Genomic DNA, 22,734 nt, shown 5'->3' on the forward strand with positions numbered 1-22,734 from the left:
TCATCCTTAGAAAGGAGGTGATCCAGCCGCAGGTTCCCCTACGGCTACCTTGTTACGACTTCACCCCAGTCGCTGACCCTACCGTGGCCGGCTGCCTCCATTGCTGGTTAGCGCACCGTCTTCAGGTAAAACCAACTCCCATGGTGTGACGGGCGGTGTGTACAAGGCCCGGGAACGTATTCACCGTGGCGTGCTGATCCACGATTACTAGCGATTCCAACTTCATGGGCTCGAGTTGCAGAGCCCAATCCGAACTGAGACGGCTTTTTGAGATTTGCGAAGGGTTGCCCCTTAGCGTCCCATTGTCACCGCCATTGTAGCACGTGTGTAGCCCAGCCCGTAAGGGCCATGAGGACTTGACGTCATCCCCACCTTCCTCGCGGCTTATCACCGGCAGTCTCCTTAGAGTGCTCAACTAAATGGTAGCAACTAAGGACGGGGGTTGCGCTCGTTGCGGGACTTAACCCAACATCTCACGACACGAGCTGACGACAGCCATGCAGCACCTGTGTTCCAGGCTCCGAAGAGAAGGTCACATCTCTGCGACCGGTCCTGGACATGTCAAGGGCTGGTAAGGTTCTGCGCGTTGCGTCGAATTAAACCACATGCTCCACCGCTTGTGCGGGCCCCCGTCAATTCCTTTGAGTTTTAATCTTGCGACCGTACTCCCCAGGCGGAATGCTTAAAGCGTTAGCTGCGCCACTAGTGAGTAAACCCACTAACGGCTGGCATTCATCGTTTACGGCGTGGACTACCAGGGTATCTAATCCTGTTTGCTCCCCACGCTTTCGTGCCTCAGCGTCAGTACCGGGCCAGTGAGCCGCCTTCGCCACTGGTGTTCTTGCGAATATCTACGAATTTCACCTCTACACTCGCAGTTCCACTCACCTCTCCCGGACTCAAGATCTTCAGTATCAAAGGCAGTTCTGGAGTTGAGCTCCAGGATTTCACCCCTGACTTAAAAACCCGCCTACGCACCCTTTACGCCCAGTGATTCCGAGCAACGCTAGCCCCCTTCGTATTACCGCGGCTGCTGGCACGAAGTTAGCCGGGGCTTATTCTTGCGGTACCGTCATTATCTTCCCGCACAAAAGAGCTTTACAACCCTAGGGCCTTCATCACTCACGCGGCATGGCTGGATCAGGGTTGCCCCCATTGTCCAATATTCCCCACTGCTGCCTCCCGTAGGAGTTTGGGCCGTGTCTCAGTCCCAATGTGGCTGATCATCCTCTCAGACCAGCTACTGATCGTCGCCTTGGTAGGCCATTACCCTACCAACTAGCTAATCAGACGCGGGCCAATCTTTCGGCGATAAATCTTTCCCCGTAAGGGCTTATTCGGTATTAGCACAAGTTTCCCTGTGTTGTTCCGAACCAAAAGGTATGTTCCCACGCGTTACTCACCCGTCTGCCGCTGACGTATTGCTACGCCCGCTCGACTTGCATGTGTTAAGCCTGCCGCCAGCGTTCGCTCTGAGCCAGGATCAAACTCTCAAGTTGGACTTGAACTTTGAACCGGCTGATCACAACGTTTGACGAGGTCCCACCATTTTTTCATCGACCGAAGTCGACGTTGCTGCCCGCGATTCACATCGCTGGCAACGATGGTGTTTCCTTGAAAACGTGTACCGCCGAAGTCTTTCGTCCGGTCCCGATCCAAAAAGCCGAAGCTTTCTAAATGCGAGACCCGCAAGGACTCCGCCGTCCACGTTTCTCTTTCTTCATCTTCACTTGTCAAACAGCCCGGGACCAGGAGGCCCCAACCTTCCAGACTGGAAGGGTTCCGACACCCTTACCGGCGACGAATGAACTCCAACCGATTTGTGTCGGCTGTTGTGCACTCAACGAGGTGAGGAGCATCAGTGGCGCGTTCGCTCGCCTTGGTCAGTGACCCGGCGGCGCCGCGCTCAGTGGTCGGGTTATAGGCCCCCCCGCCCGGGATTGTCAACGCCCATCGTCAACAAAACGTCGCACAGTGGATTGGCGTAAAAATTTCAATGATTCCAGTCGATTAGAGCGACGGTGATTGAGCGGGGCGAAACGGCGCGGCAAAAAATCTGAAAAAAATTTGGGCCTCAGTGCGCTCCAGAGGGGCTCCGGAAGCGGCTTGCGACGCCGCTCTGGCCAAGCCCTCTGCGCCCGGTCGTTCAGGAAACTTTTTCCATGTTAGGCGCCGTACTAGAGCCACAATCCCGCGGCGTTCTGATAAGACACAAGCTTGAATCGCGGGGATGCCAGTGGGGGCTGCCGGCGATTTTCATGGGGTTCAGAGAAGGCGATCTGATGATGACGCGGCCTTCTTCGGACATTCGAAACACATCGAGAGACCTTCACCTGCCTTGCTGTTCGTAATTTCGGCCGGGCCCTCATCCGGGGCCTACTGAGCGCGAGCACCTGTGCGGCACGGCTTTTTCCGCGATCCCCCTCAAGAGGGCGACCAGGGAGTGGCACGAAGCGAAGGGGTCTCGGGTCGTTGATTGGGGGACTTGGATTGAACCAGAGGACGTCACGCGGCGCTTACGGGCGTGAGACCGGGATCATCGATCTCGGCCACGAGCCGCCGCTGTCGGTCGATGGTTCCGAGGCCGCCGTCATCGATCGCCGTCGCGTCTCGGTGCAATGGTTCAGCGGCACAATTTTGACGGGACTCTGCGGCGCGGCCCTGATCGGCGGCGCCGTTTTCGCATCTCTCGATGGCGAAATGACCTTCGCCAAGGTTCCTGAGCGGGTCGAAGGCGCGCTGCGTGGTGCATTCGGCACCGCCGATCGCACCGCCACCCTGCACAAGAGCGACCGCCTGCCGCCGCCGAGCGACTCCACCGCCTCGCGCAACATCGTCCGCGTCTCGACGGTGGCGCGTGTCGGCAACCGCGACGTGATGCGCGTGCGCCCCTTCATCCGGATCGCCGGCAATCTGTCGATGACGACAAGCGACCTGTCGGCGAAGATCCCGCCGTTCAACGCGCAGCGTCTGCTCACCGACGTCGGCTCCGATCCGAAGACCGCCGCCGACGATCCGAACAATCCCGAGGCCGTCGAGCCCGACGCCGAGGTCTCCTTCGTCACCAAGGACCTCTCGCCGATACTGCCGAAGGCTAAGATATCCGCGGTGGTCGCGCTCGACGACATCCTGATGCGGGTGCGCGATGCCGCCAATTGGCGCGGCAATGGCGGGGTGCGCTACGCCTCGCTCGCCAATGCCGCAGCCGACGTCTCCGGCGCCACCGGTAAATCCGATATCAACAAGTCCGACATCAGAAGCGCCTACGCCAGCGAAGTGTCGCCGTCCGATCCCTATGCCGGCTTCGAGACCCGCGTGGTGCCGGAAAACGTCACGCTGCTGCCCAAGACCAAGGAGCAGATCACCGGGGGCAACCCCAACGGCGAGCGCATCCATGTCGTCAAGAAGGGCGACTCGGTCTCTTCCGTGCTGCGCGATCTCGGCGCCACGCCGGACGAAATCAAGGCAATCGCCGCCACGCTCGGCCCGCGCGGTCGCGACGGCGGCATCAAGGAAGGCGAGAAGCTTCGCATCCTGATGGCGCCCGCAAGCCCCGGCGCCAGGCTGCAGCCCTATCGCGTCGTCGTCGCCAACGACACCACGGTCGAGGCGATCGCAGCGCTGTCCGATCTCGGCAAATACGTCGCGGTCGACGTCTCCAGCATGAACACCGTCACTGAGGCCACGGCCAACGCCAACAGCGACGATGATGACGACGACGACGGCACCGGCGTGCGGCTCTACCAGAGCATTTACGAGACCGCGATGCGCAACAAAGTGCCGATGCCGGTCATCGACGACATGATCAAGATCTACTCCTACGACGTCGATTTCCAGCGCAAGGTCGCGCCGGGCGACTCGTTCGACGTGTTCTACGCCGGCGAGGACGAGGGCTCGGCGGCGGTCGACAAGAGCGAAGTGCTGTTCGCCTCGCTCACGGTCGGCGGCGAGACCAAGAAATATTATCGCTACCAGAGCCCGGACGACGGCGTCGTCGACTACTATGACGAGACCGGCAAGAGCGCGAAGAAGTTCCTGGTCCGCAAGCCCGTCAACAGCGCCATCATGCGCTCCGGCTTCGGCGGCCGCCGCCATCCGATCCTCGGCTACATCAAGATGCACACCGGCGTCGACTGGGCCACCGCCTACGGCACGCCGATCTTTGCCGCCGGCAACGGCGTGATCGAGAAGGCCCAGCTCGAAGGCGGCTACGGCAAATACGTCCGCATCAAGCATAACAACGGCTACGAGACCGCCTACGGCCACATGTCGGCCTTCGCCAAAGGCATGGAGCCCGGCAAGAAGGTGCGGCAGGGCCAGGTCATCGGCTTCGTCGGCTCAACCGGCCAGTCGACCGGCCCCCATGTGCACTACGAAATCCTCGTCAACGGCCGCTTCGTCGACCCGATGCGCGTGAAACTGCCGCGCGGCCGTTCGCTGGAAGGTCCGATGCTCGCCGGCTTCGAAAAGGAGCGCGACCGGCTCGACGGCATGATGAGCGGCCGCAACGGCGCGATTGCGCGAATGTCGGATGCGACAGGCGGGCCGTTGCAGGTGACGAACCGGTAAACCGGTAAGGGCTGGCCGCGATCGGCGCGGCACCTTCGGTCATCGCGACCAGCGCACCGCCCGCTCCTCTTCCGCTCAATTTTGCCGGAACTCCTGGGAACCCGACGGGGCGCCGCCCGGTTATTTGACCACGAGGCAGGGGCTTAACGGAGTCTGCCATGGAGAATTGGACGAACGCAAAATGGTGCGACGTCGCAAACCTGGTCCTCGGCGCATTCCTGTTCGCTTCGCCCTGGATGTTCGGTTTCGACGCCGGAGCAGCTTCCCGGAACGCCTATGTTGCGGGCATCGCAATCGCGATCCTGGCGATCGCGGCGCTTGCGGCCTTCGCGGTGTGGGAAGAATGGCTGAACCTGATCGTTGGCCTTTGGACGCTGATAGCGCCCTGGGTCCTCGGGTTCCAGGGTAACAGGACCGCGATGACGATCCACGTGGTGGTCGGCATTGCCGTCGCCGCACTCGCCGCCATCGAGCTCTGGATGATGTCCCAGAACCCGCCACGGCTGACCGCGAGCGGTTAGCAGATGGAGCAACTGGCCCTCGCGTGCGCTGCGCGGGCGGGGGCCAGATAGAACAAGATCGAACAAGTTTGTCGATCGCCCGACGAAGGCGCCGACGCCCGCACGATCAGAAAGGTCGCTCCGATCGATGGTCATCCCGATTGCCCTGGTCGATTCCAAGGTGAGCAGCCAAGAGGAGGCCGAACCATGAAGCGCATTTCACGCGACGACGTCATCAATGCGATCAGCGGCGCGGACGATGTCACGATCGCGAAGATCATCGGCACCGGCGCGACCGTCGATGAGCTTGCCGAGGCAAAGGCCTGGCTCGCCAATGACGAGCCGCTGATCAACGATCTCCGTCCGCTTGCGCACGGCCGGGCGCGCGACCTCGTGGATATCCTCTCGGAGTTCGAAGAGAACGGAGACGAGGACACCGACTCGAATCTGGCTCCCAAGGCGAGCTAGCTAGCCATATGGCCCGCGAACAGATTGCTCCGGAGGGACCCCTCCGGAGCAACTGATTGTCTGTAGCGGCTGCGAGATCAGTTCAGCTTGCGCTTCGACACCGGCGCCTCGAACTGGGCAATCTCCGCGGTCTGCGGCGCCTTGCCGTTGAAGGTCAGCACATTGCCTTCGGCCGAGATTGCGACCGCATCGCCGTCCTTGATGTCGCCGGCCAGAATCATCTCGGCGAGCGGATCCTGGACGTAACGCTGGATCACCCGCTTCAGCGGCCTTGCGCCGTAGGCGGGATCCCAGCCCTTGACGGCGAGCCAGTCGCGCGCAGCGGCATCGAGCGTCAGCACGATCTTGCGATCGGTCAGAAGCTTTTGGAGCCGCGCGAACTGGATCTCGACGATCCGCCCCATCTCGCTCCTCTGCAAACGATGGAACAGGATGATCTCGTCGACGCGGTTCAGGAACTCAGGCCTGAAATGTCCCCGCACCATCCCCATCACCTGCTCACGCACGGCGGACGTGTCTTCACCCTCCGGTTGATTCACCAAAAATTCCGAACCGAGGTTCGAGGTCATGATGATCAGCGTGTTGCGGAAATCGACGGTACGGCCCTGGCCGTCGGTCAGGCGGCCGTCGTCGAGCACCTGCAACAGGACGTTGAAGACGTCCGGATGCGCTTTCTCGATCTCGTCGAACAGCACCACCTGATAAGGCCGGCGCCGCACCGCTTCGGTGAGCGCACCGCCCTCGTCGTAACCGACATAGCCCGGAGGCGCGCCGATCAGCCGCGAGACCGAGTGCTTCTCCATGTACTCGGACATGTCGAGGCGAACCATCGCGGTCTCATCGTTGAAGAGGTACTCGGCGAGCGCTTTCGTCAGCTCGGTCTTGCCGACGCCAGTGGGGCCTAAGAACATGAACGAGCCGGTCGGCCGGTGCGGATCCTGCAGGCCTGCACGCGAACGGCGCACGGCGGTCGCGACCGCGCGCACGGCCTCGGCCTGGCCGACCACGCGCTGTCCGAGCTGCTCCTCCATCTTGAGGAGCTTCTCTTTCTCGCCCTCCAGCATCTTGTCGACGGGCACGCCGGTCCAGCGCGACACCACCTGCGCGATGTGGTTGGCGGTGACCGCCTCCTCCATCATCTCGCCGGAGCCTTCGCGCGCCTCGATGTCGGCCAGCTGCTTCTCGAGCTGCGGGATCCGGCCATAGGCCAGTTCGCCAGCTTTCTGGAATTCGCCGCGCCGCTGCGCGTCGGCGAGATCGACGCGCAGGGCGTCGAGCTCGGACTTCAGCTTCTGGGCGTTGGAGAGCTTGTTCTTCTCCGAACTCCAGCGCGCCGTCAGCGCCGCAGATTTCTCCTCGAGCTCGGCGAGTTCCTTCTGGAGCGTCTCGAGGCGGGATTTGGAGCCGAGGTCGCTCTCCTTCTTGAGCGCTTCCTGCTCGATCTTGAGCCGGATGATCTCGCGGTCGAGCGAATCCAGCTCTTCCGGCTTGGAATCCACCTGCATCTTCAGCCGCGCAGCCGCCTCGTCCATGAGGTCGATCGCCTTGTCCGGGAGAAAACGGTCGGTGATGTAGCGGTTGGACAGCGTCGTGGCCGCCACGAGCGCGGAATCGGTGATCCGCACACCATGGTGCTGCTCGTACTTGTCCTTCAGCCCGCGCAGGATCGAGATCGTGTCCTCGACCGAGGGCTCGCTGACGAAGATCGGCTGGAAGCGCCGCGCCAACGCCGCGTCCTTCTCGACGTGCTTGCGGTATTCGTCGAGCGTGGTGGCGCCGATGCAGTGCAGCTCGCCGCGGGCCAGCGCCGGCTTGAGCAGGTTGGAGGCGTCCATCGCGCCGTCGCCCTTGCCCGCGCCGATCAGCGTGTGCATCTCGTCGATGAACAGGATGAAATTGCCGTCGCTCGCGGTGACTTCCTGAAGCACGGCCTTCAGCCGCTCCTCGAACTCGCCACGGTATTTTGCACCCGCAATCAGCGCGCCGAGGTCGAGCGACAGCAGCTTCTTGTCCTGGAGGCTCTCGGGCACGTCGCCGTTGACGATGCGCAGAGCAAGTCCTTCGGCGATGGCAGTCTTGCCGACGCCGGGCTCACCGATCAGGACGGGGTTGTTCTTGGTCCGGCGCGACAGCACCTGGATGGTGCGGCGGATCTCCTCGTCGCGGCCGATGACCGGATCGAGCTTGCCGTCGCGCGCCGCCTGGGTCAGGTCGCGGGCATATTTCTTCAGCGCGTCATAGGCGTTTTCCGCGGTCGCGGAATCCGCGGTGCGGCCCTTGCGCAGCGCCTCGATGGCCGCGTTGAGATTTTGCGGAGTGACACCGCCCTTGGCCAGGATCGCGCCGGCGTCGCTGGTCTTCTCCAGCGTGAGGCCGAGCAGCAGCCGCTCGACCGTGACAAAGCTGTCACCGGCTTTCTCGCCGGCCTTCTCGGCGGCGTCGAAGGTACGGGCGAGCTCAGGCGCCAGATAGATCTGGCCGGCGCCACCGCCACTGACCTTCGGCACCTTGTTGAGGGCGTCCTCGGTCGCCTTCAGAATTGCGCGGGAATTGCCGCCGGCGCGGTCGATCAGGCCGGAAGCCAAGCCCTCGTTGTCGTCCAGCAGCACTTTCAGGACGTGCAGGGTCGAAAACTGCTGATGCCCCTCGCGCACCGCAAGCGACTGCGCGGACTGGACGAAGCCCCTGGATCGTTCGGTATATTTGTCGATGTTCATGTCTTTTCTTTCCCTCGGCCTGCCCCTGGAGCCCTCTCAGGCACTCCAAACGGCATCTTCATTGGGTTTCCGCTGGGTGCGTTGACTTTCGTCAACCAGCAACGGTCGTCATCAATCAGCCGGCGCTGACGCCGGCCCGAGCCAGATGTGGGAAGCGTGGCCTCGGATCGGAAGAGGTGAGTTCACAATTTCGTGCGTCAACTGACGCACTTGGCGCCGACCCGCCGAATCCCCTAAGGAGCAACTTATGACATCCAGTGCAACGACATCCAGCCAGACCGCCGAGATCACCGGCCTCTACCGCTACCCGATCAAGGGCCTGTCGCCGGAGCCCCTGCCCCGCGTCTCCTTGCGGCGAGGGGAGACCTTGCCCGCCGACCGCCGATACGCCATCGAGAACGGCCCGAGCGGGTTCGATCCCGAGGCGCCCTCATGGATGCCCAAGACCCAATTCCTGATGCTGATGCGCAATGAGCGGCTGGCGTCGCTCGAGAGCCGGTTCGAGGACCCCACCAATCTGCTGACCATCCGCAAGGGTGGCCAGGTCGTTGCCAGCGGCGATCTCGAGACCGCCGCCGGACGCTCCGCCATCGAGGATTACTTCACCGAAAACTTTCAGCCGGAGCTGACGGGGCCGCCTAAGCTGCTGTCCGGTCGCGACCACAGCTTTTCCGACGTCGCCAGCAAGGTCGTGTCCATCATCAATCTCGGCAGCGTCCGCGCGCTCGAGGCCCTGCTCGGCGGGGCGGCCGTCCATCCGTTGCGCTTCCGCGCCAATCTCTACGTCCAGGGCTGGCCGGCCTGGTCCGAGCTCGACCTCGTCGGCCAGACCCTCGCGATCGGGCAAGCCCGGCTGAAGGTGGTCAAGCGCATCAAGCGCTGCGCAGCCACGAACGTCGACCCCGAGACCGCCGCGCGCGATCTCGAAATCCCGCCCACGCTCTCGCGCCGTCTCGGCCACATGGATTGCGGCATCTATGCCGAGGTGATCGCCGACGGTGAGATCGGTGTCGGGGATGCGATTGCGGTGGACGCGCCGAAGCTGGTGTGAGCTTCGTCGGGTGAGTTAGCGGAACGGATGCGCAAGGCGCGATCCGCTCCGCGTAACCCACCACTTCTGCCACCGCGGCGACCAAAGAGGTGGGTTACGCCCACGGACCGCGCTTCGCGCGACCGCGAGCTAACCCACCCTACGCACCGCTACCCTAATTCGGCATCACATACGCATAGATCCGGCCGCGCGAGATCGGCGCCTCGCGGACGCGGTTGCCGTTGTTGCCGGAGATCATGATCGGATTACCCTGCGCGTCGATGCCGGTGATGATACCGACATGGCCGCCGCCGCGCCGTCCCATCACCGCGATGGCGCCGACCTGCGGACCGGAGACACGCGTGCCGTAACGTGCGAACGAGCTCGCCATGTCGGAGCCGGTGCCCTGATGGCCGGTGTGCTGCAGCACCATGTTCATGAAGCGCGCACACCACAGGCTGCCGCGGCCGGTCGGATTGCCGCCGAGATAGCGGCGCGCCTCTGAGACGAGACCAGATCCACCACCGAAGCCACCGCTTGCAGCCATGCCGCTATTGGCCATGCCACCGCTATTGGCGTTGGGATTGTAGCTCGCCTGCGTGTGGGCAAAGCCGCCCGCCTGCAACTGCGCCGCGCTGCGCTCGAAGCGCGATCCGCGTGCATGGTGGCGATAATGATGATGTCTGGCGTGATGCACGTAAGCGTGCCGCTCCGCGCTATGACGATGATGCGGCCGCGCTGAGGCCGGAGAAACCAACGCGGCAATCGCCGCGAAGAAGATCGCCAGCGCGATCACACGACGCGACAGGCGAGACGCAAACAACTCGAACATTCTTCATCCTTCGTTGACACCCCACTTCCCAGTCGGCCCGTGCGGTGGCCGACATCCGTCTGGCCGTTAAGCCGTCCGATGTGGCGAGAAAAAGACGCCGCGCCGGCGAATAGCTGCGATGATTTTGTGTTGATGCTGCCGCATTGCGGACAACAGCATTAACTGCGATCCTGAAGTCACGGCTTGAAGAGAGGGAAACAGTTAATGCCCCACGCCACGACCTGGGACGACGTCCGCATCTATTTCGAAGAGGCGGGTCAGGGAACGCCGATACTTTTTCTGCACGAGTTCGCGGCCGACTACACCAATTGGGAGCCGCAGATGCGCTACTTCTCGCGCGGCCACCGCTGCATCACTTATTCCGCACGCGGCTACACACCGTCGGACGTACCAGCGGGCGAGGTCTACACCTACCAACACTTCTACACCGACGCTCTCGCGGTGCTCGATCATCTCAAGATCGAGCGCGCGCATCTCGTCGGCCTCTCGATGGGCGCCTATTCATCGCTTCAGATCGGATTGAACGCGCCGCAGCGCGCACTGTCGATGACGCTCGCCGGCGTCGGCTCAGGTTCGGAGATCGAGAACCTCGACGCCTGGCGCAAGCAATGCCGCGCCAATGCCGAGCAGTTCGAGACCCTCGGCTCCGCCGAGGTCGCAAAAGTCACGCGCGAGGCGCCGAGCCGGATTCCGTTCATGGTCAAGGACCCGCGTGGTCACGCCGATTTCTACGCCGCGCTGTCGCGGCATGATGCAAAAGGCTCGGCCAATACCATGCGCGGCTTCCAGGGCGGCCGCCCGTCGATCTTTGCGATGACGGACGCGATCAAGCAGGTAGCAACGCCGGCGCTGATCATCTGCGGCGACGAGGACGATCCCTGCATCGCTCCGAGCCTGTTCCTGAAGAAGCATCTGCCAGCGGCGGGGCTCGCGATGTTTCCGAAGTCCGGCCACGTGCTCAATCTCGAAGAGCCGGCGCTGTTCAACGAGACGGTGGAGCGGTTCGTGAGGCTGGTCGAAGCGGGACGGTGGCCGGTGCGCGATCCGCGGTCGGTGGCGGCCAATTAGGTCACTTCCTCTTCCATCCCGATGGCCGCTTCGCCGTAGCCGGGACGCGGAAACGGACATCATGAGGTCCACGAAGGCCGGGCCGACAACCGGCGTCCAGGCCGACGAACCTATGCGAGCCGCAGAACGACGCCCGCGGACCTCACCCCGGCCCGGAAACCGACGACACTTATTTCGCACCGGTGCGGATTTTTCGGGATAAGATAACCTCAATATCATTGCTTCGATGAAAGTTTGTCCTTGGGAAAGCACGAGCACGTTGAGCGTAAACTTGCCGCGATTTTGGCGGCAGATATCGTCGGTTACAGCCGGCTGATGGGACTGGATGAAGTCGGCACTTTGCGTGCCATCAAGTCCGTCCGCAAGGACCTCGTCGACGCCACCATCGCCGCGCACGGCGGGCGCATCGTCAAGACCATGGGCGACGGCTTGCTGGTGGATTTTCCAAGCGTCGTCGATGCAGTGGCCTGCGCCGTCACGATTCAGCGCGGCATGATCCGGCGCAATGGTGACATCGGGGACGATAAGCGAATTGTTTTCCGCATTGGCATCAATATCGGCGATATCATCATCGACGAAAAGGACATCTTCGGCGACGGCGTGAATATCGCGGCCCGTCTGGAATCGATCTGCGAACCGGGTGGCCTGTGCGTCTCGGAGATTGCCTGCGATCAGGTCCGCGGCAAGCTGCCGCTGAGGTTTGTGGACGGCGGCGAGCAGCAGGTCAAGAACATTGCCCGCCCCGTGCGCGTCTTCGCCCTGTCACCACAGGCAATCGCCGAGGCTCCCGAACTGTCGGCCGGCCGCATTGCGTCGCCGAGGTCGCGCCGTGGCGCACTGGTGGCAGGCGCGCTGGTGCTACTGCTCGGCGTGGCCGCCACGACAGCCTGGTGGGCAATGCGCGCGCCGTCATCCGTGCAAGTCGCCAGCACGCTGATGCCATCGGCTGCGCGTCCATCGATCGCGGTGCTGCCCTTGGTGACGCTGGCGGATGCCGGCAAGGAGGACTATTTCGCCGATGGCCTGACCGAAGATTTGATCTCGGCACTCGGGCGATTTCCGGAATTCATCGTCCGCTCGCGCAATGCCACGTTCGCCTACAAAGGCAAGACGCCGCGCCCCGATGAAATCGGCCGCGATCTCGACGTGCGCTATATCGTGGAAGGCAGCGTCCGCCGCAGCCCCGAGCGCATGCGCATTTCGATTCGTCTGACCGACGCCAGAGGCGGCGCCCTGCTGTGGTCGGAGAATTACGATGTGGCGCCGAACGAGGTCTTCTCGGTGCAGGACGAGATCACGCGGCGCATCGCGGGAACGCTGGCAGGCAGATTGACCAACCTGGAGCTGGCCAAGGCTGCGACCAAGCCACCAAGCAATATGGAAGCTTACGATGCGGTTCTGCGCGGCCGCGATCTTCTCAGCCGCGTCAACCGCACGGCGAACTCGCAGGCGCGCGCGCTGTTCAAGCAGGCGATCGAGCTCGATGCCGGTTATGGCCCGGCTTACGTCGGCCTCGGCCGGGTCGAGCTGAACGCCGTCACGCAGGGATGGACCGCCGACCCTGATGCCGCCCTGCAGCGCGCCGCGAGTCTCGGCCAGAAGGCAACCGCGATCGACTCGACCAGCGCCGGCGCTCACTCGCTGCTTGGAAGCATCTACATCCGGTATGCGGATTACGACCGGGCGCTGGACGAGATGCGGCGCGCGGTCGAGTTGAACAGCAGCGATCCGGCCAGCTATGCCGGATTGGCGACGGCGCTGCTGTGGTCCGGCGATGTCGAGGGAGCGGTGAAAAACTTCGAGATCTCGGGCAAGCTGGGACTCATCGCCTCGGCGAACGACACGTTCATTCTCGGCACCGCGTATGTCCTGGCGGATCGCAATGACGACGCCATCCGCACGCTCGAAGGCTCGATCGAACGCAACAAGACCGATCCTTACACCAATGCGATCCTGGCGGCCGCCTACGCGCAAGCCGGGCGGCAGCCGGACGCCGCCCGGCAAGCCGAGACAGTGCGGCGGCTCGACGCGCGCTTCGACAGCGCCGAGTTCGGCACACTGCTCCGCAAACCGGAATTGCAGGGGAAACTCGTTGCCGCACTCAAGAAGGCGGGGCTCTAGTCTAAAGCGCGATGAGATCAGGATAGATCGTCATCGCGCTTTAGGTTGTCGTTTGAGCATGATCCGGAAAACCGCTTCACACCTTTCCGGATCATTCTCTAGCGAAGTTGTTTCAGATTTTCGCCGGCCCTTTGGGCTATATCGATCGGACGTTCGTTGAAGCTCAGCACTCCGCGTTTTCCGGAAAACACGTACAGCTTGCCATTGTTGATGGTCCAAGCTTCCGGGTCGGCTTCCACCTTGCGGCCGCGTGAGAGTAGCACGGCGCAGAAACCGTCAAACTGCGGTGCGTAATGCTCGGGGTCCGCCGCAAATGTGGTACGGTGTTCGGCACTCTTGAACCAATAGGTGGTGTCGTCAAAAGCGAACGTGAATTCGGCCGAGCCTTGTTGTGGTACGCCGTCCGTGAAATACGACACGGGATCGTACCCCTTGAGCGCGACGCGCGTGACGCCCCCCGCCGTCGTGTTCTGTGCCACGGCTGGGCCGCCAAAGAACACGGCCCCGAGGACCGCCGCGACAAAAGACCGACGTGCCAATTCGTCCATGCTTGCTCCCCCAAAAGCCCTGTCCACCTAACTCAACCTAGCACGGGCCGTGATCCTCTGTGAACTCCGGCAACCGGACCGGTTCGAGGCGGCTATGACTTCCTCCCGCCGCGGCTCAGCAGAAAAACGCCCTGCTCGCCGAACAGATTCCACACCCACCAGGGCAATCGCAGCCGCAGCGGACGGCCGTAGAGGTCGAGGGCTTCGGCGCGTTCCATCTTGACGCCGATGGCGTCGCAGAGCTCGACGAAGTCCTTGATGGTGCAGAAATGGATGTTGGCGGTGTCGTACCAGCTTGCCGGCAAATTCTCCGTGCGCGGCATGTGGCCGCCGACCAGGAGCTGGAGCCGCATCTTCCAGAAGCCGAAATTGGGGAACGACACGATGGCGCGGCGGCCGATGCGCAGGAGGTTCTCCAGCACGACCTTGGGCTGCCGCGTCGCCTGCAGCGTCTGCGACAGGATCACGTAATCGAAGGCGTCGTCGGGATAGTTGACGAGATCGGTGTCGGCGTCGCCCTGCACCACCGCGAGGCCTTTTGCCACGCAGCGGTTGACGCCCTCGCGCGACAATTCGATACCGCGACCATCGATGCCGCGGGTCTCCAGCAACTGAAGCAGATCGCCGTCACCGCAGCCGACGTCGAGCACTTTCGAGCCCGGCTTGACCATCTCGGCGACCAGCAGATGGTCGGCGCGAAATGGGCCGGATTGCTCCGAGGCGAGGCCATCGAGCGGCAGCATTTCCTGTACAGACATCGCTAGCCGTCCTTGTCAGCCGTTCTTGCCGGTGAGCCCGCGTGCCTTGCCCGCCGATTGCAGGAAGGCGCGGGAGATGTCGAAGAATTCGGGCACGTCGAGCAGGAACGCGTCATGGCCGCGATCGGTCTCGATCTCGGCGAACGACACTCGCGCGCTCGACGCGTTCAACGCATGGACCAGTGCGCGCGATTCAGAGGTCGGGAACAGCCAGTCGCTGGTGAAGGAGACCACGCAGAAGCGCGTCTCGATGCCTGCGAACGCTTTCGCCAGCACGCCGCCATGGTCGCCGGCGATGTCGAAATAGTCCATCGCGCGGGTCAGATAGAGATAGGAATTGGCGTCGAAGCGCTCGACAAAGGACGAGCCCTGGTAACGCAGATAGCTCTCGACCTGGAAGTCGGCGTCGAACGAGAAGGTCGGCAGCTCGCGGTCCTGCATGCGCCGTCCGAACTTGCGATGCAGTGCCGCGTCCGAAAGATAGGTGATATGCCCGGCCATCCGCGCCACCGCGAGGCCGCGATGCGGATGCGTTGCCTGATCGACATAGCGCCCACCGTGCCAATCCGGGTCGGCCATGACCGCCTGCCGGCCAAGCTCGTGGAACGCGATGTTCTGCGCCGAATGGCGCGTGCTGCACGCGGTCGGAAGTGCGGAGAACACGCGTTCCGGATAGGCCGCAGTCCATTGCAGCACCTGCATCCCGCCCATAGAGCCCCCGACAACACAGAGCAGCGTGTCGATGTCGAGGCGGTCGAGCAGCATGGCCTGCGCCCGCACCATGTCGGGAATCGTAATGATCGGGAAATCCAGCCCCCACACCTTGCCGGTCGCCGGATTGGTCGAGGCCGGGCCGGTCGAGCCCATACAGCCACCGATCACGTTCGAGCAGATGATGAAATACTTGTCGGTATCGAGCGGGCGGCCGGGGCCGACCATGATTTCCCACCAACCCGGCTTGCCGGTCAGCGGATGCACATTGGCGACGTGCTGATCGAGCGTCAGCGCATGGCAGATCAGGATCGCGTTGGAGCGATCCGCATTGAGCTCGCCATAGGTCTGGTAAGCGATCTGAAACGGCGAGAGATCGACGCCGCAATCGAGCCGCAGCGGCTGATCGGCACCGAAATGCGCTACCGGCGAGCTCGGATGATCCACCTCATGCGACCGATCGTCGGCACTGATCGCGGGACTCGGAATCGATTTGACGCCAACCATCTGACCATCGACCTCGTTTGCGATCGGACTTCAGACCGCTACTGACATCAGGCCATAAAAAACCCGGCCTGAACGATAGGTTCGGCCGGGATCGAAAGCGTCCCCGGCCTGTTTAGCGAGTTTTTTAACGTGGCTGCAAGCCGGCCGGCTCAAATGACCACGGAACGGGCGAATCCTATCGGCCTGGGCTGTTTTCGTCAAGCCGCGGTCCGGATTAACCAAATTCGTCTCTGCGCCCTCAGCGGAGAAGGGGCCAATTTCGCTCTGCATTTCTCTTTGCTTTCGCGGCCCCGACTGCCTAATCAGGACATCGATCGTAGCAACCCGTCTCCGGGTCGGTCCGCCCTGGAACGCCTCTCAACAGCCCTTATCAGATATGTCCCAACGTCCACCCGCGCCACCATCGCTCCAGGAATTGCGCAAGGAGATCGACGCGATCGACGAGGGCATGCATCGCCTGCTGATGCAGCGCGGCGACATCATCGACCGCCTGATCCAGGTGAAGCAGACCCAGGAGGTCGGCTCCGCGTTCCGTCCGGCGCGCGAGGCTTCCATGATGCGCGACATCGTGCAGCGTCATCGCGGCATCCTGCCGCTCGACACGGTCGAGAGCATCTGGCGCGTCATCATCTCGACCTTCACCTATGTCCAGGCGCCGTTCTCGGTGCATGCCGACATCTCTGTGAGCGAGCCGGCGATGCGCGATTCCGTGCGCTTCCATTTTGGCTTCACGGTTCCTTACGTCGCGCATTTCAGCGCGCAGGCCGCGGTCGAAGCCGTCGCGAAATCCAAGGGCGATCTGGCGCTGGTCTCGGCGACCTCGAGCCGCACGCCATGGTGGCTGGAGCTGGAAGCAGACGGCGCGCCGAAGATCATCGCGCGGCTGCCCTTCGTGGAGCGTGCCGACCATCCGGCCGCACTGCCGGTGTTCGCGATCTCGCGCGTCGCCGACAGCGCCGTGGTGACGGAGGTCGAAACCTTCAGCGTGCGCGTATCAGGGTGGAACGCCGACGTCGCACGCGCCCTGTCGCCGCTCGCCGAGATCGTGGCGGTGCCCGATACCGCCTTCGACGGCGCGGCCTTGCTGATCTCGGTGACGGGCGCCACCAGCATCGACAAAATCAAGGCTGCCCTGATCGAAGCGGGGGCCTCGGTGCGCTCCACGGCCCTCGTCGGCAGCCACGCAACGCGCTATACGGTGCCCCCGACCGGGTCGAAATCGTAGATCGCGAACCGCTTGAAGCCACTTTCGGAGTTGAAGATGTCCCGCCCCGTGCCGAATCCCGGCATTCTCGATATTGCGCCCTACACGCCCGGCAAGAGCCCGGTCGCGGAGCCGGGCCGCAAGGTGTTCAAGCTCTCGGCCAACGAGACGCCGTTCGGACCCTCGCCCAAGGCGATCGAGGCCTTCAAGCACGTCGCGGATCATCTGGAAGACTATCCCGAAGGAACCTCGCGCGTGCTGCGCGAGGCGATCGGCCGCTCCTTCGGGCTCGACCCCAACCGCATCATCTGCGGCGCCGGCTCCGACGAGATCCTCAATCTGCTCGCCCACACCTATCTCAGCCACGGCGACGAGGCGATCTCGACCACGCACGGCTTCCTGGTGTACCCGATCGCGACCATGGCGGTCGGCGCCAAGAACGTGATCGCGGCCGAGACAAACCTCACTTGCGACGTGGACGCCATCCTCAAGGCGGTGACGCCGCGGACAAAGCTGGTCTGGCTCGCCAACCCCAACAACCCGACCGGCACCTATATCCCGTTCGACGAGGTCAAGCGCCTGCGCGCCGGCCTGCCGTCGCATGTGCTGCTGGTGCTCGACGCCGCCTATTCCGACTACGTGTCTCGTAACGACTACGAGATGGGGATCGAGCTCGTCGCCACCACCGAGAATACGGTGGTGACGCACACCTTCTCCAAGATCCACGGTCTGGCCGCGCTGCGCGTCGGCTGGATGTTCGGCCCCGAGCACATAATCGACGCCGTCAACCGCATCCGCGGTCCCTTCAACGTGTCGACGCCGGCGATGTATGCCGCAGTCGCCGCGATCGAGGACACCGCGCACCAGGCGATGTCGAAGCAGTTCACCGAGACCTGGCGCAACTGGCTCACCGAGGAGATCGGCAAGCTCGGACTGAAGGTGACCCCGGGCGTCGCCAATTTCGTGCTGATCCACTTTCCGGAATCCGGCAAAACCGCGGATGCGGCCGACGCGTATCTCACCAAGCGAGGCCTCGTGCTGCGCGGGCTGAAGAATTACGGCCTCACGCATGCGCTGCGCATGACCATCGGCACCGAGGAGGCCAACCGCCTCGTCGTCGACGGCCTTCGCGACTTCATGGCCGGCAAATGAGTGTTGACCCGCACTTCCAGCGCGTCGCGCTGATCGGCTTCGGCCTGATCGGCGGCTCGATCGCGCGCGCTGCGAAGCTCCAGGGCTTGGCTGGCGAGATCGTCACCACCGCACGTTCGGAAAAGACGCGCGCGCGGGTGCTCGAGCTCGGCATCGTCGATCGGGTCCTGGCGACCAATGCGGAAGCGGTGAAGGATGCCGATCTCGTCATCCTCTGCATTCCCGTCGGCGCTTGCGGGCCCGTGGCGCAGGAGATCGCCGCGCATCTCAAGCCCGGCGCAATCGTCTCCGACGTCGGCTCGGTGAAGGGCGCGATCGTCAGGGACATGGCGCCGCATCTGCCGAAAACGGTTCATTTCGTACCGGCGCATCCGGTCGCGGGTACCGAACATTCGGGGCCGGATTCCGGCTTCGCCGAGCTCTTCATCAACCGCTGGTGCATCCTGACGCCGCCGGAAGGTGTCGATGCCGAAGCCACCGCGCACTTACGCGCCTTCTGGGCGGCGATGGGCGCCAAGGTCGAGGTGATGACGCCGGATCATCATGATCTCGTGCTCGCGATCACCAGCCATCTGCCGCATCTGATCGCCTATACGATCGTCGGCACCGCCGACGAGCTGCAGCAGGTGACGGAATCGGAGGTGATCAAATTCTCCGCCGGCGGTTTCCGCGACTTCACCCGCATCGCGGCCTCCGATCCGACGATGTGGCGCGACGTCTTCCTCGCCAACAAGGACGCCGTGCTGGAGATGCTCGGCACCTTCACCGAGGATCTCGCAAAGCTCACCCGCGCGATCCGCCGCGGCGACGGCGAAGCGCTGTTCGACCACTTCACCCGCACCCGCGCCATCCGCCGCGGCATCGTCGAGATCGGCCAGGATTCGGCGGCACCCGACTTTGGCCGGCCGCATGCGGCGCTGACGAAGCCATAGCTTCGCGAGCAGCCCGGATGGAGCGCAGCGAAATCCGGGACAGTGCGAGCTTGGCCAAGAACCCGGATTACGCTGCTCCATCCGGGCTACGGGAGCTAGTCTAGCTAATACAGCGGCGGAATCTGGCCGACCTTGACCGGGCCGAGCAGCACGGCGCCGTCGACGAACTTCAGCGGAAAGCTGCGGGCCTTCTTGCCTTCGAGCGTGCTCTCGGTGCCGATCGAATTGATGCCGGCGGCGACGCCGGCGTTGGCGTTCTGCTTGATGACCTTGCCGAGGCCGGGAACGGCGCGGTCGAGCGCGCCAAAGAGATTGTTGAGATCCTGCGACTTCACGCCGGGCGCGACGCGATCGAGCGTTGCCTGCGGCACGCCCTCCTCCAGCATCTTCTCGATGCCGAGCGCCGGGATCACGCGCTCGAGCCCAGTCACGGTCATCTGCAATTCGCCATCCAATCGACCATTGGCCGAGAGTCCGAGCGTGCCGGCGGCGACCGCGATCATCTCGCCCTGCTGGATCCGCGACTGTACGATCTCGATATGGCCGCCGGCGGCCTGGATCTCGCGAAAGCGCTGCGGCCAGGGCTTTGGGGTCAGGTCGGAGAGCCCGGTGATCTTCGCGCGCGTGTCGGCGTCGAACGGTTCGGCGAGCAGCGGATGAACGCCCTGGATGCTGCCCTGCGCGATCTGGAGCACGGTCTCGATCACGGGATGATCGGATGACGATCCGTCGGCGAGACGCCCGTGCAGCTCGATCTGCTTGGCGCGCGCGAGCGGCACCTGCACCGAGCCATCGACGCGATTGATGCTGGGATCGTCGAACACGATGGAGGCGCGCTCCGGGATGGCCGGCAACCCAATCACGCTGCTGCGGCCCTTGCTCCAGTTCACCACGAAGGTGTTTTGCGTGACGCCGTCGGTTAGCGTTGCCGGCGCGGAGAATTCGGCGATGACATGCCTGGGATCGTAGACCTGGGCGACGACCAGGATGTTGTCGAGCTTGGCGGTGAACGGCGTCTTGCTCGCATTCTGCGAAACCAGCGCGACGCTGGCCCCGGAACACTGGACCTCGAAGCGGAACGGGAATCCCGCGATCGAGCGCTTGGCGCAGTCATAGATGCGGCCGGATTTGGCTTCCTGCGCGCGCCAGGCGTCTGCGGCCACCTCGGCCTGCGACGCCGCATAGAACCAGAAGCCGCTCCAGGCGACCGCAAGGATCAGGAGGAGAACGGGTGCGATGAAAATGCCCCAACGGGAGCGGCGGCCTGTGGCAATGGTCATATCGGACATGCGGCGACCCTTTGACCCCAGATTTTGTCAAATGTAAGCGAGGTTCGCCTGCGACGAAAGGCGGAGAATTCGCTTCGCTTGCGCGCGCGGTTCTGCTAGCCGTGCCCGAAATGTCGGAAATCACCCTTCCCACTGTCACATCAGCCAAGGGCGACCTCTGGGTGTTCGGCTACGGCTCGCTGATGTGGCGGCCGGGCTTTGCGTTCGAGGAGCGCGTTCCTGCCCGGCTTGTCGGCGAGCACCGCGCGCTTTGCGTCTATTCCTTCGTGCATCGCGGCACGCCGGAGCAGCCGGGCCTGGTGCTGGGGCTCGACCGCGGCGGCGCCTGCCGCGGCATCGCCTTCCGCGTCGCTGAAAAGGACCGTGCCGACGTCGTCGCCTATTTGCGGGCCCGCGAGCAGGTGACGTCGGTCTATCGCGAGGTGATGCGCTCGGTGTGGCTGGAGAACGACGCGCGACAGCGCGTCTCCGCGCTCGCTTATGTCGTTGACCGCGGCCATGTGCAATATGCCGGCCGACTGTCGCTCGCCGACCAGCACCGCCATGTGCTCCAGGGCCACGGCCAATCCGGTGCCAACCGCGACTATGTGACGGCAACCGTGAAGGCGATCGAGGCCGAAGGTTTTCGCGACACGCAATTGCATCAGCTCGCCACGATGCTGCATGGCGACGCGCATTCGCTGCATGCGCCGGCTCCCGACGAAAATAGAGACAGCCGCTAACTGCCCGAGGCCGCGTAGCTCGGCGCGGCGCCGATCAACTGTTCCTGCTCTTTCCGTCCGGCCTCGACGAGGCGACCGGTCGCGTCCTCGATCGCGGTTTCGACCCGGGCCAGGAACTCGTCCTTCGGCAACCCCGGTGGCAGGAGATCCAGGAATTCCACCACTAGCGTGCCGGGATAACGCATGAAGGTACGCCGCGGCCAGAACAGGCCGGAGTTCAGGGCGATCGGCAGACAGGGTGCGCCGCAGGTGGAATAAATCTGCGCGAAACCGGTCTTGTAGTCGGGCGGCGCGCCGGGAGGACGTCGCGTGCCTTCGGGGAAGATCACCAACTGGCGGCCCGAGCGCACGGCCTCGCGGGCGCGCCGCGTCATGTCCAGCAGCGCCTTGACGCCGGCACCGCGGTCGATCGCGATCATGCCCGTCTTGATCAGGAACTGGCCGAACACAGGAATGTTCACGAGCTGCCGTTTGAGAATGAAGATCGGGCGATCGAAGAAAGGCAGCAGCGCGAAGGTCTCCCAGAACGACTGGTGCTTCGCCACGACCACCAGCGGCTCCTGCGGGATCTTGTCGACACCGCGAAATTCCACCTTGATGTTGCAGACCACGCGCATCAGGACCAGCGTCGCCTTCGCCCACCATCCGGCGATCGTCAACATGGCGCGCGGCGGCAACGCGAAGGTCGGCAATGCCACGATCGCGAGGCACACCAGCACGGCGTAGAACAGCACGTTGAAGACGAGCGAACGCAGAAAAATCAGGAACATCGACGATCCGATCAATTGCCGATCAATTGGCCTGTGCGGTGGCGGGCCGCCTGGATTGCAGGCCCGCAGGCTGCTCCGACACTTCGGGGGAAAGGTCAATCCCGAAATCTTCCAGCCGCACCCTGAGCTCGGCGGCGATGTACTTGACATATTCGGACATCAGCAACCGCAGCGTCGAGGCCGAGGTCCACCACGGCTCTTCACGCCATTTGTCGCCGACCACGGCGAACGGAATCAGTGCCGTCTCCGGCATCGCGTGCGAGAATTCCACCAGCGCGCGCGGCATGTGGTAGTTCGAGGTGACCACGATCAGTGATTTGAACCCGCGCCCCTCGGCCCAGCGCCGCGCCTCCGCCGCGTTGCCGCGGGTCGTGAGCGCGGTGCGATCGAGATCGACGCAGCAGGTCATGAAGGACTGGTTCTCCGGCAAGGTCCGGGAGATGTCGCTCGCCCTCGAGGTCGGGTGCACCCCCGAGATCAGCAGCCTCTTGCCATAGCCGGCCGCCAGGAGCTCCATCGCGTCCGATACGCGTGAGGAACCGCCGGTCAAGACCACGATGCCGTCAGCCTTGCGGTCCGGCGCGATCTCGGCGCCCCGCAATTGCGACAGGAATGCAATGAAGCCCGCCGCCGCGCCCACGAAAACGAACGCGACCGTCGACACTACGGTCGCGCGCAGCCAGCCGCGCGGCAGGTTCGGCGATTGATCGTCGGTCGGCGAGGTCATGCGATGTCGGCGATCCCTTCCCGGGATGATTTTAGGACGTTTTGAGGCGAAGTGGAGTCTGGTTTATCGGGCTTATCAACGCGACGGAATGCTACTCATCCGCGCCGGC

18 protein-coding genes, 1 rRNA gene and 1 riboswitch are annotated in these 22,734 nt (G+C 63.5%); of the genes, 10 read left to right on the forward strand and 9 right to left on the reverse strand.

Going from position 1 to position 22,734, the window contains the following annotated elements:
• Positions 1-10 precede the first annotated feature (10 nt).
• A 16S ribosomal RNA gene (locus JJE66_RS06310) occupies positions 11-1,499 on the reverse strand.
• Between the two features lie 991 nt (positions 1,500-2,490).
• Between JJE66_RS06310 and JJE66_RS06315 the strand changes: the two genes are divergently transcribed.
• From JJE66_RS06315 to JJE66_RS06325, 3 genes are all read left to right on the forward strand, one after another.
• Entirely contained in the window at positions 2,491-4,569 is a 2,079-nt protein-coding gene (locus JJE66_RS06315; RefSeq protein ID WP_200513221.1) for a M23 family metallopeptidase, read from the forward strand.
• Between the two features lie 158 nt (positions 4,570-4,727).
• Entirely contained in the window at positions 4,728-5,090 is a 363-nt protein-coding gene (locus JJE66_RS06320; RefSeq protein ID WP_200513222.1) for an SPW repeat protein, read from the forward strand.
• A 186-nt stretch (positions 5,091-5,276) separates the two neighbouring features.
• Positions 5,277-5,537 (forward strand): hypothetical protein, encoded by a 261-nt coding sequence (locus JJE66_RS06325; RefSeq protein ID WP_200513223.1) that lies wholly within the window; start codon positions 5,277-5,279, stop codon positions 5,535-5,537.
• 77 nt (positions 5,538-5,614) lie between these two features.
• On the opposite strand, the gene clpB is transcribed toward JJE66_RS06325, so the two are convergent.
• On the reverse strand, positions 5,615-8,254 hold the full coding sequence (gene clpB, locus JJE66_RS06330) for an ATP-dependent chaperone ClpB (protein WP_200513224.1): 2,640 nt from the start codon (positions 8,252-8,254) through the stop codon (positions 5,615-5,617).
• Between the two features lie 247 nt (positions 8,255-8,501).
• Between clpB and JJE66_RS06335 the strand changes: the two genes are divergently transcribed.
• Positions 8,502-9,305, forward strand: coding sequence for an MOSC domain-containing protein (locus JJE66_RS06335; RefSeq protein ID WP_200513225.1), 804 nt, complete (start codon positions 8,502-8,504; stop codon positions 9,303-9,305).
• Between the two features lie 154 nt (positions 9,306-9,459).
• Here JJE66_RS06335 and JJE66_RS06340 read toward each other — a convergent pair whose 3' ends face one another.
• On the reverse strand, positions 9,460-10,116 hold the full coding sequence (locus JJE66_RS06340) for a TIGR02594 family protein (protein ID WP_200513226.1): 657 nt from the start codon (positions 10,114-10,116) through the stop codon (positions 9,460-9,462).
• Between the two features lie 204 nt (positions 10,117-10,320).
• Here JJE66_RS06340 and JJE66_RS06345 point away from each other — a divergent pair, with 204 nt between their 5' ends.
• Both JJE66_RS06345 and JJE66_RS06350 read left to right on the forward strand, forming a co-directional pair.
• Positions 10,321-11,184: an alpha/beta fold hydrolase gene (locus JJE66_RS06345; RefSeq protein ID WP_200513227.1), complete on the forward strand. Its 864-nt coding sequence runs from the start codon at positions 10,321-10,323 to the stop codon at positions 11,182-11,184.
• 240 nt (positions 11,185-11,424) lie between these two features.
• On the forward strand, positions 11,425-13,305 hold the full coding sequence (locus JJE66_RS06350; protein ID WP_200513228.1) for an adenylate/guanylate cyclase domain-containing protein: 1,881 nt from the start codon (positions 11,425-11,427) through the stop codon (positions 13,303-13,305).
• Positions 13,306-13,403: 98 nt separating this feature from the next.
• On the opposite strand, the gene JJE66_RS06355 is transcribed toward JJE66_RS06350, so the two are convergent.
• The 3 genes from JJE66_RS06355 to JJE66_RS06365 form a co-directional block, all read right to left on the reverse strand.
• Positions 13,404-13,853 carry a YHS domain-containing (seleno)protein gene (locus JJE66_RS06355; RefSeq protein ID WP_200513229.1) on the reverse strand — a complete coding sequence of 150 codons (450 nt, stop codon included), beginning with the start codon at positions 13,851-13,853 and terminating at the stop codon, positions 13,404-13,406.
• A 92-nt stretch (positions 13,854-13,945) separates the two neighbouring features.
• A complete protein-coding gene (gene metW, locus JJE66_RS06360; protein WP_200513230.1) occupies positions 13,946-14,611 on the reverse strand; it encodes a methionine biosynthesis protein MetW in 666 nt (221 codons plus the stop codon).
• Between the two features lie 15 nt (positions 14,612-14,626).
• Complete coding sequence (locus JJE66_RS06365) at positions 14,627-15,829, reverse strand: homoserine O-acetyltransferase (protein WP_200513231.1); 1,203 nt, start codon at positions 15,827-15,829, stop codon at positions 14,627-14,629.
• A 91-nt stretch (positions 15,830-15,920) separates the two neighbouring features.
• Positions 15,921-16,000: riboswitch (SAM riboswitch) on the reverse strand.
• 205 nt (positions 16,001-16,205) lie between these two features.
• Between JJE66_RS06365 and JJE66_RS06370 the strand changes: the two genes are divergently transcribed.
• From JJE66_RS06370 to JJE66_RS06380, 3 genes are read left to right on the forward strand one after another with little or no spacing between them, the layout of a single operon-like run.
• Positions 16,206-17,054, forward strand: a complete 849-nt coding sequence (locus JJE66_RS06370) for a chorismate mutase (protein WP_200513232.1) — start codon at positions 16,206-16,208, stop codon at positions 17,052-17,054.
• A gap of 36 nt (positions 17,055-17,090) precedes the next feature.
• Positions 17,091-18,185 carry a histidinol-phosphate transaminase gene (locus JJE66_RS06375; protein ID WP_200513233.1) on the forward strand — a complete coding sequence of 365 codons (1,095 nt, stop codon included), beginning with the start codon at positions 17,091-17,093 and terminating at the stop codon, positions 18,183-18,185.
• Positions 18,182-19,117 carry a prephenate/arogenate dehydrogenase family protein gene (locus tag JJE66_RS06380; protein WP_200513234.1) on the forward strand — a complete coding sequence of 312 codons (936 nt, stop codon included), beginning with the start codon at positions 18,182-18,184 and terminating at the stop codon, positions 19,115-19,117. The genes JJE66_RS06375 and JJE66_RS06380 overlap by 4 nt, the downstream gene beginning before the upstream one ends.
• A gap of 104 nt (positions 19,118-19,221) precedes the next feature.
• Here JJE66_RS06380 and JJE66_RS06385 read toward each other — a convergent pair whose 3' ends face one another.
• Entirely contained in the window at positions 19,222-20,406 is a 1,185-nt protein-coding gene (locus tag JJE66_RS06385; protein ID WP_200513235.1) for a DUF2125 domain-containing protein, read from the reverse strand.
• A 110-nt stretch (positions 20,407-20,516) separates the two neighbouring features.
• Between JJE66_RS06385 and JJE66_RS06390 the strand changes: the two genes are divergently transcribed.
• Entirely contained in the window at positions 20,517-21,128 is a 612-nt protein-coding gene (locus JJE66_RS06390; protein WP_200513236.1) for a gamma-glutamylcyclotransferase, read from the forward strand.
• Here JJE66_RS06390 and JJE66_RS06395 read toward each other — a convergent pair.
• Both JJE66_RS06395 and JJE66_RS06400 read right to left on the reverse strand, forming a co-directional pair.
• The gene (locus JJE66_RS06395; RefSeq protein WP_200513237.1) at positions 21,125-21,898 is read right to left on the reverse strand and encodes a 1-acyl-sn-glycerol-3-phosphate acyltransferase; all 774 of its coding nucleotides are present in this window, start codon (positions 21,896-21,898) and stop codon (positions 21,125-21,127) included. The two genes, JJE66_RS06390 and JJE66_RS06395, sit on opposite strands and share 4 nt — an antisense overlap.
• A 22-nt stretch (positions 21,899-21,920) precedes the next feature.
• Positions 21,921-22,625, reverse strand: coding sequence for a YdcF family protein (locus JJE66_RS06400; RefSeq protein ID WP_200513238.1), 705 nt, complete (start codon positions 22,623-22,625; stop codon positions 21,921-21,923).
• Positions 22,626-22,734 lie beyond the last annotated feature (109 nt).

The organism is Bradyrhizobium diazoefficiens, from assembly GCF_016612535.1.
In the GTDB taxonomy this organism is placed as follows: domain Bacteria; phylum Pseudomonadota; class Alphaproteobacteria; order Rhizobiales; family Xanthobacteraceae; genus Bradyrhizobium; species Bradyrhizobium diazoefficiens_C.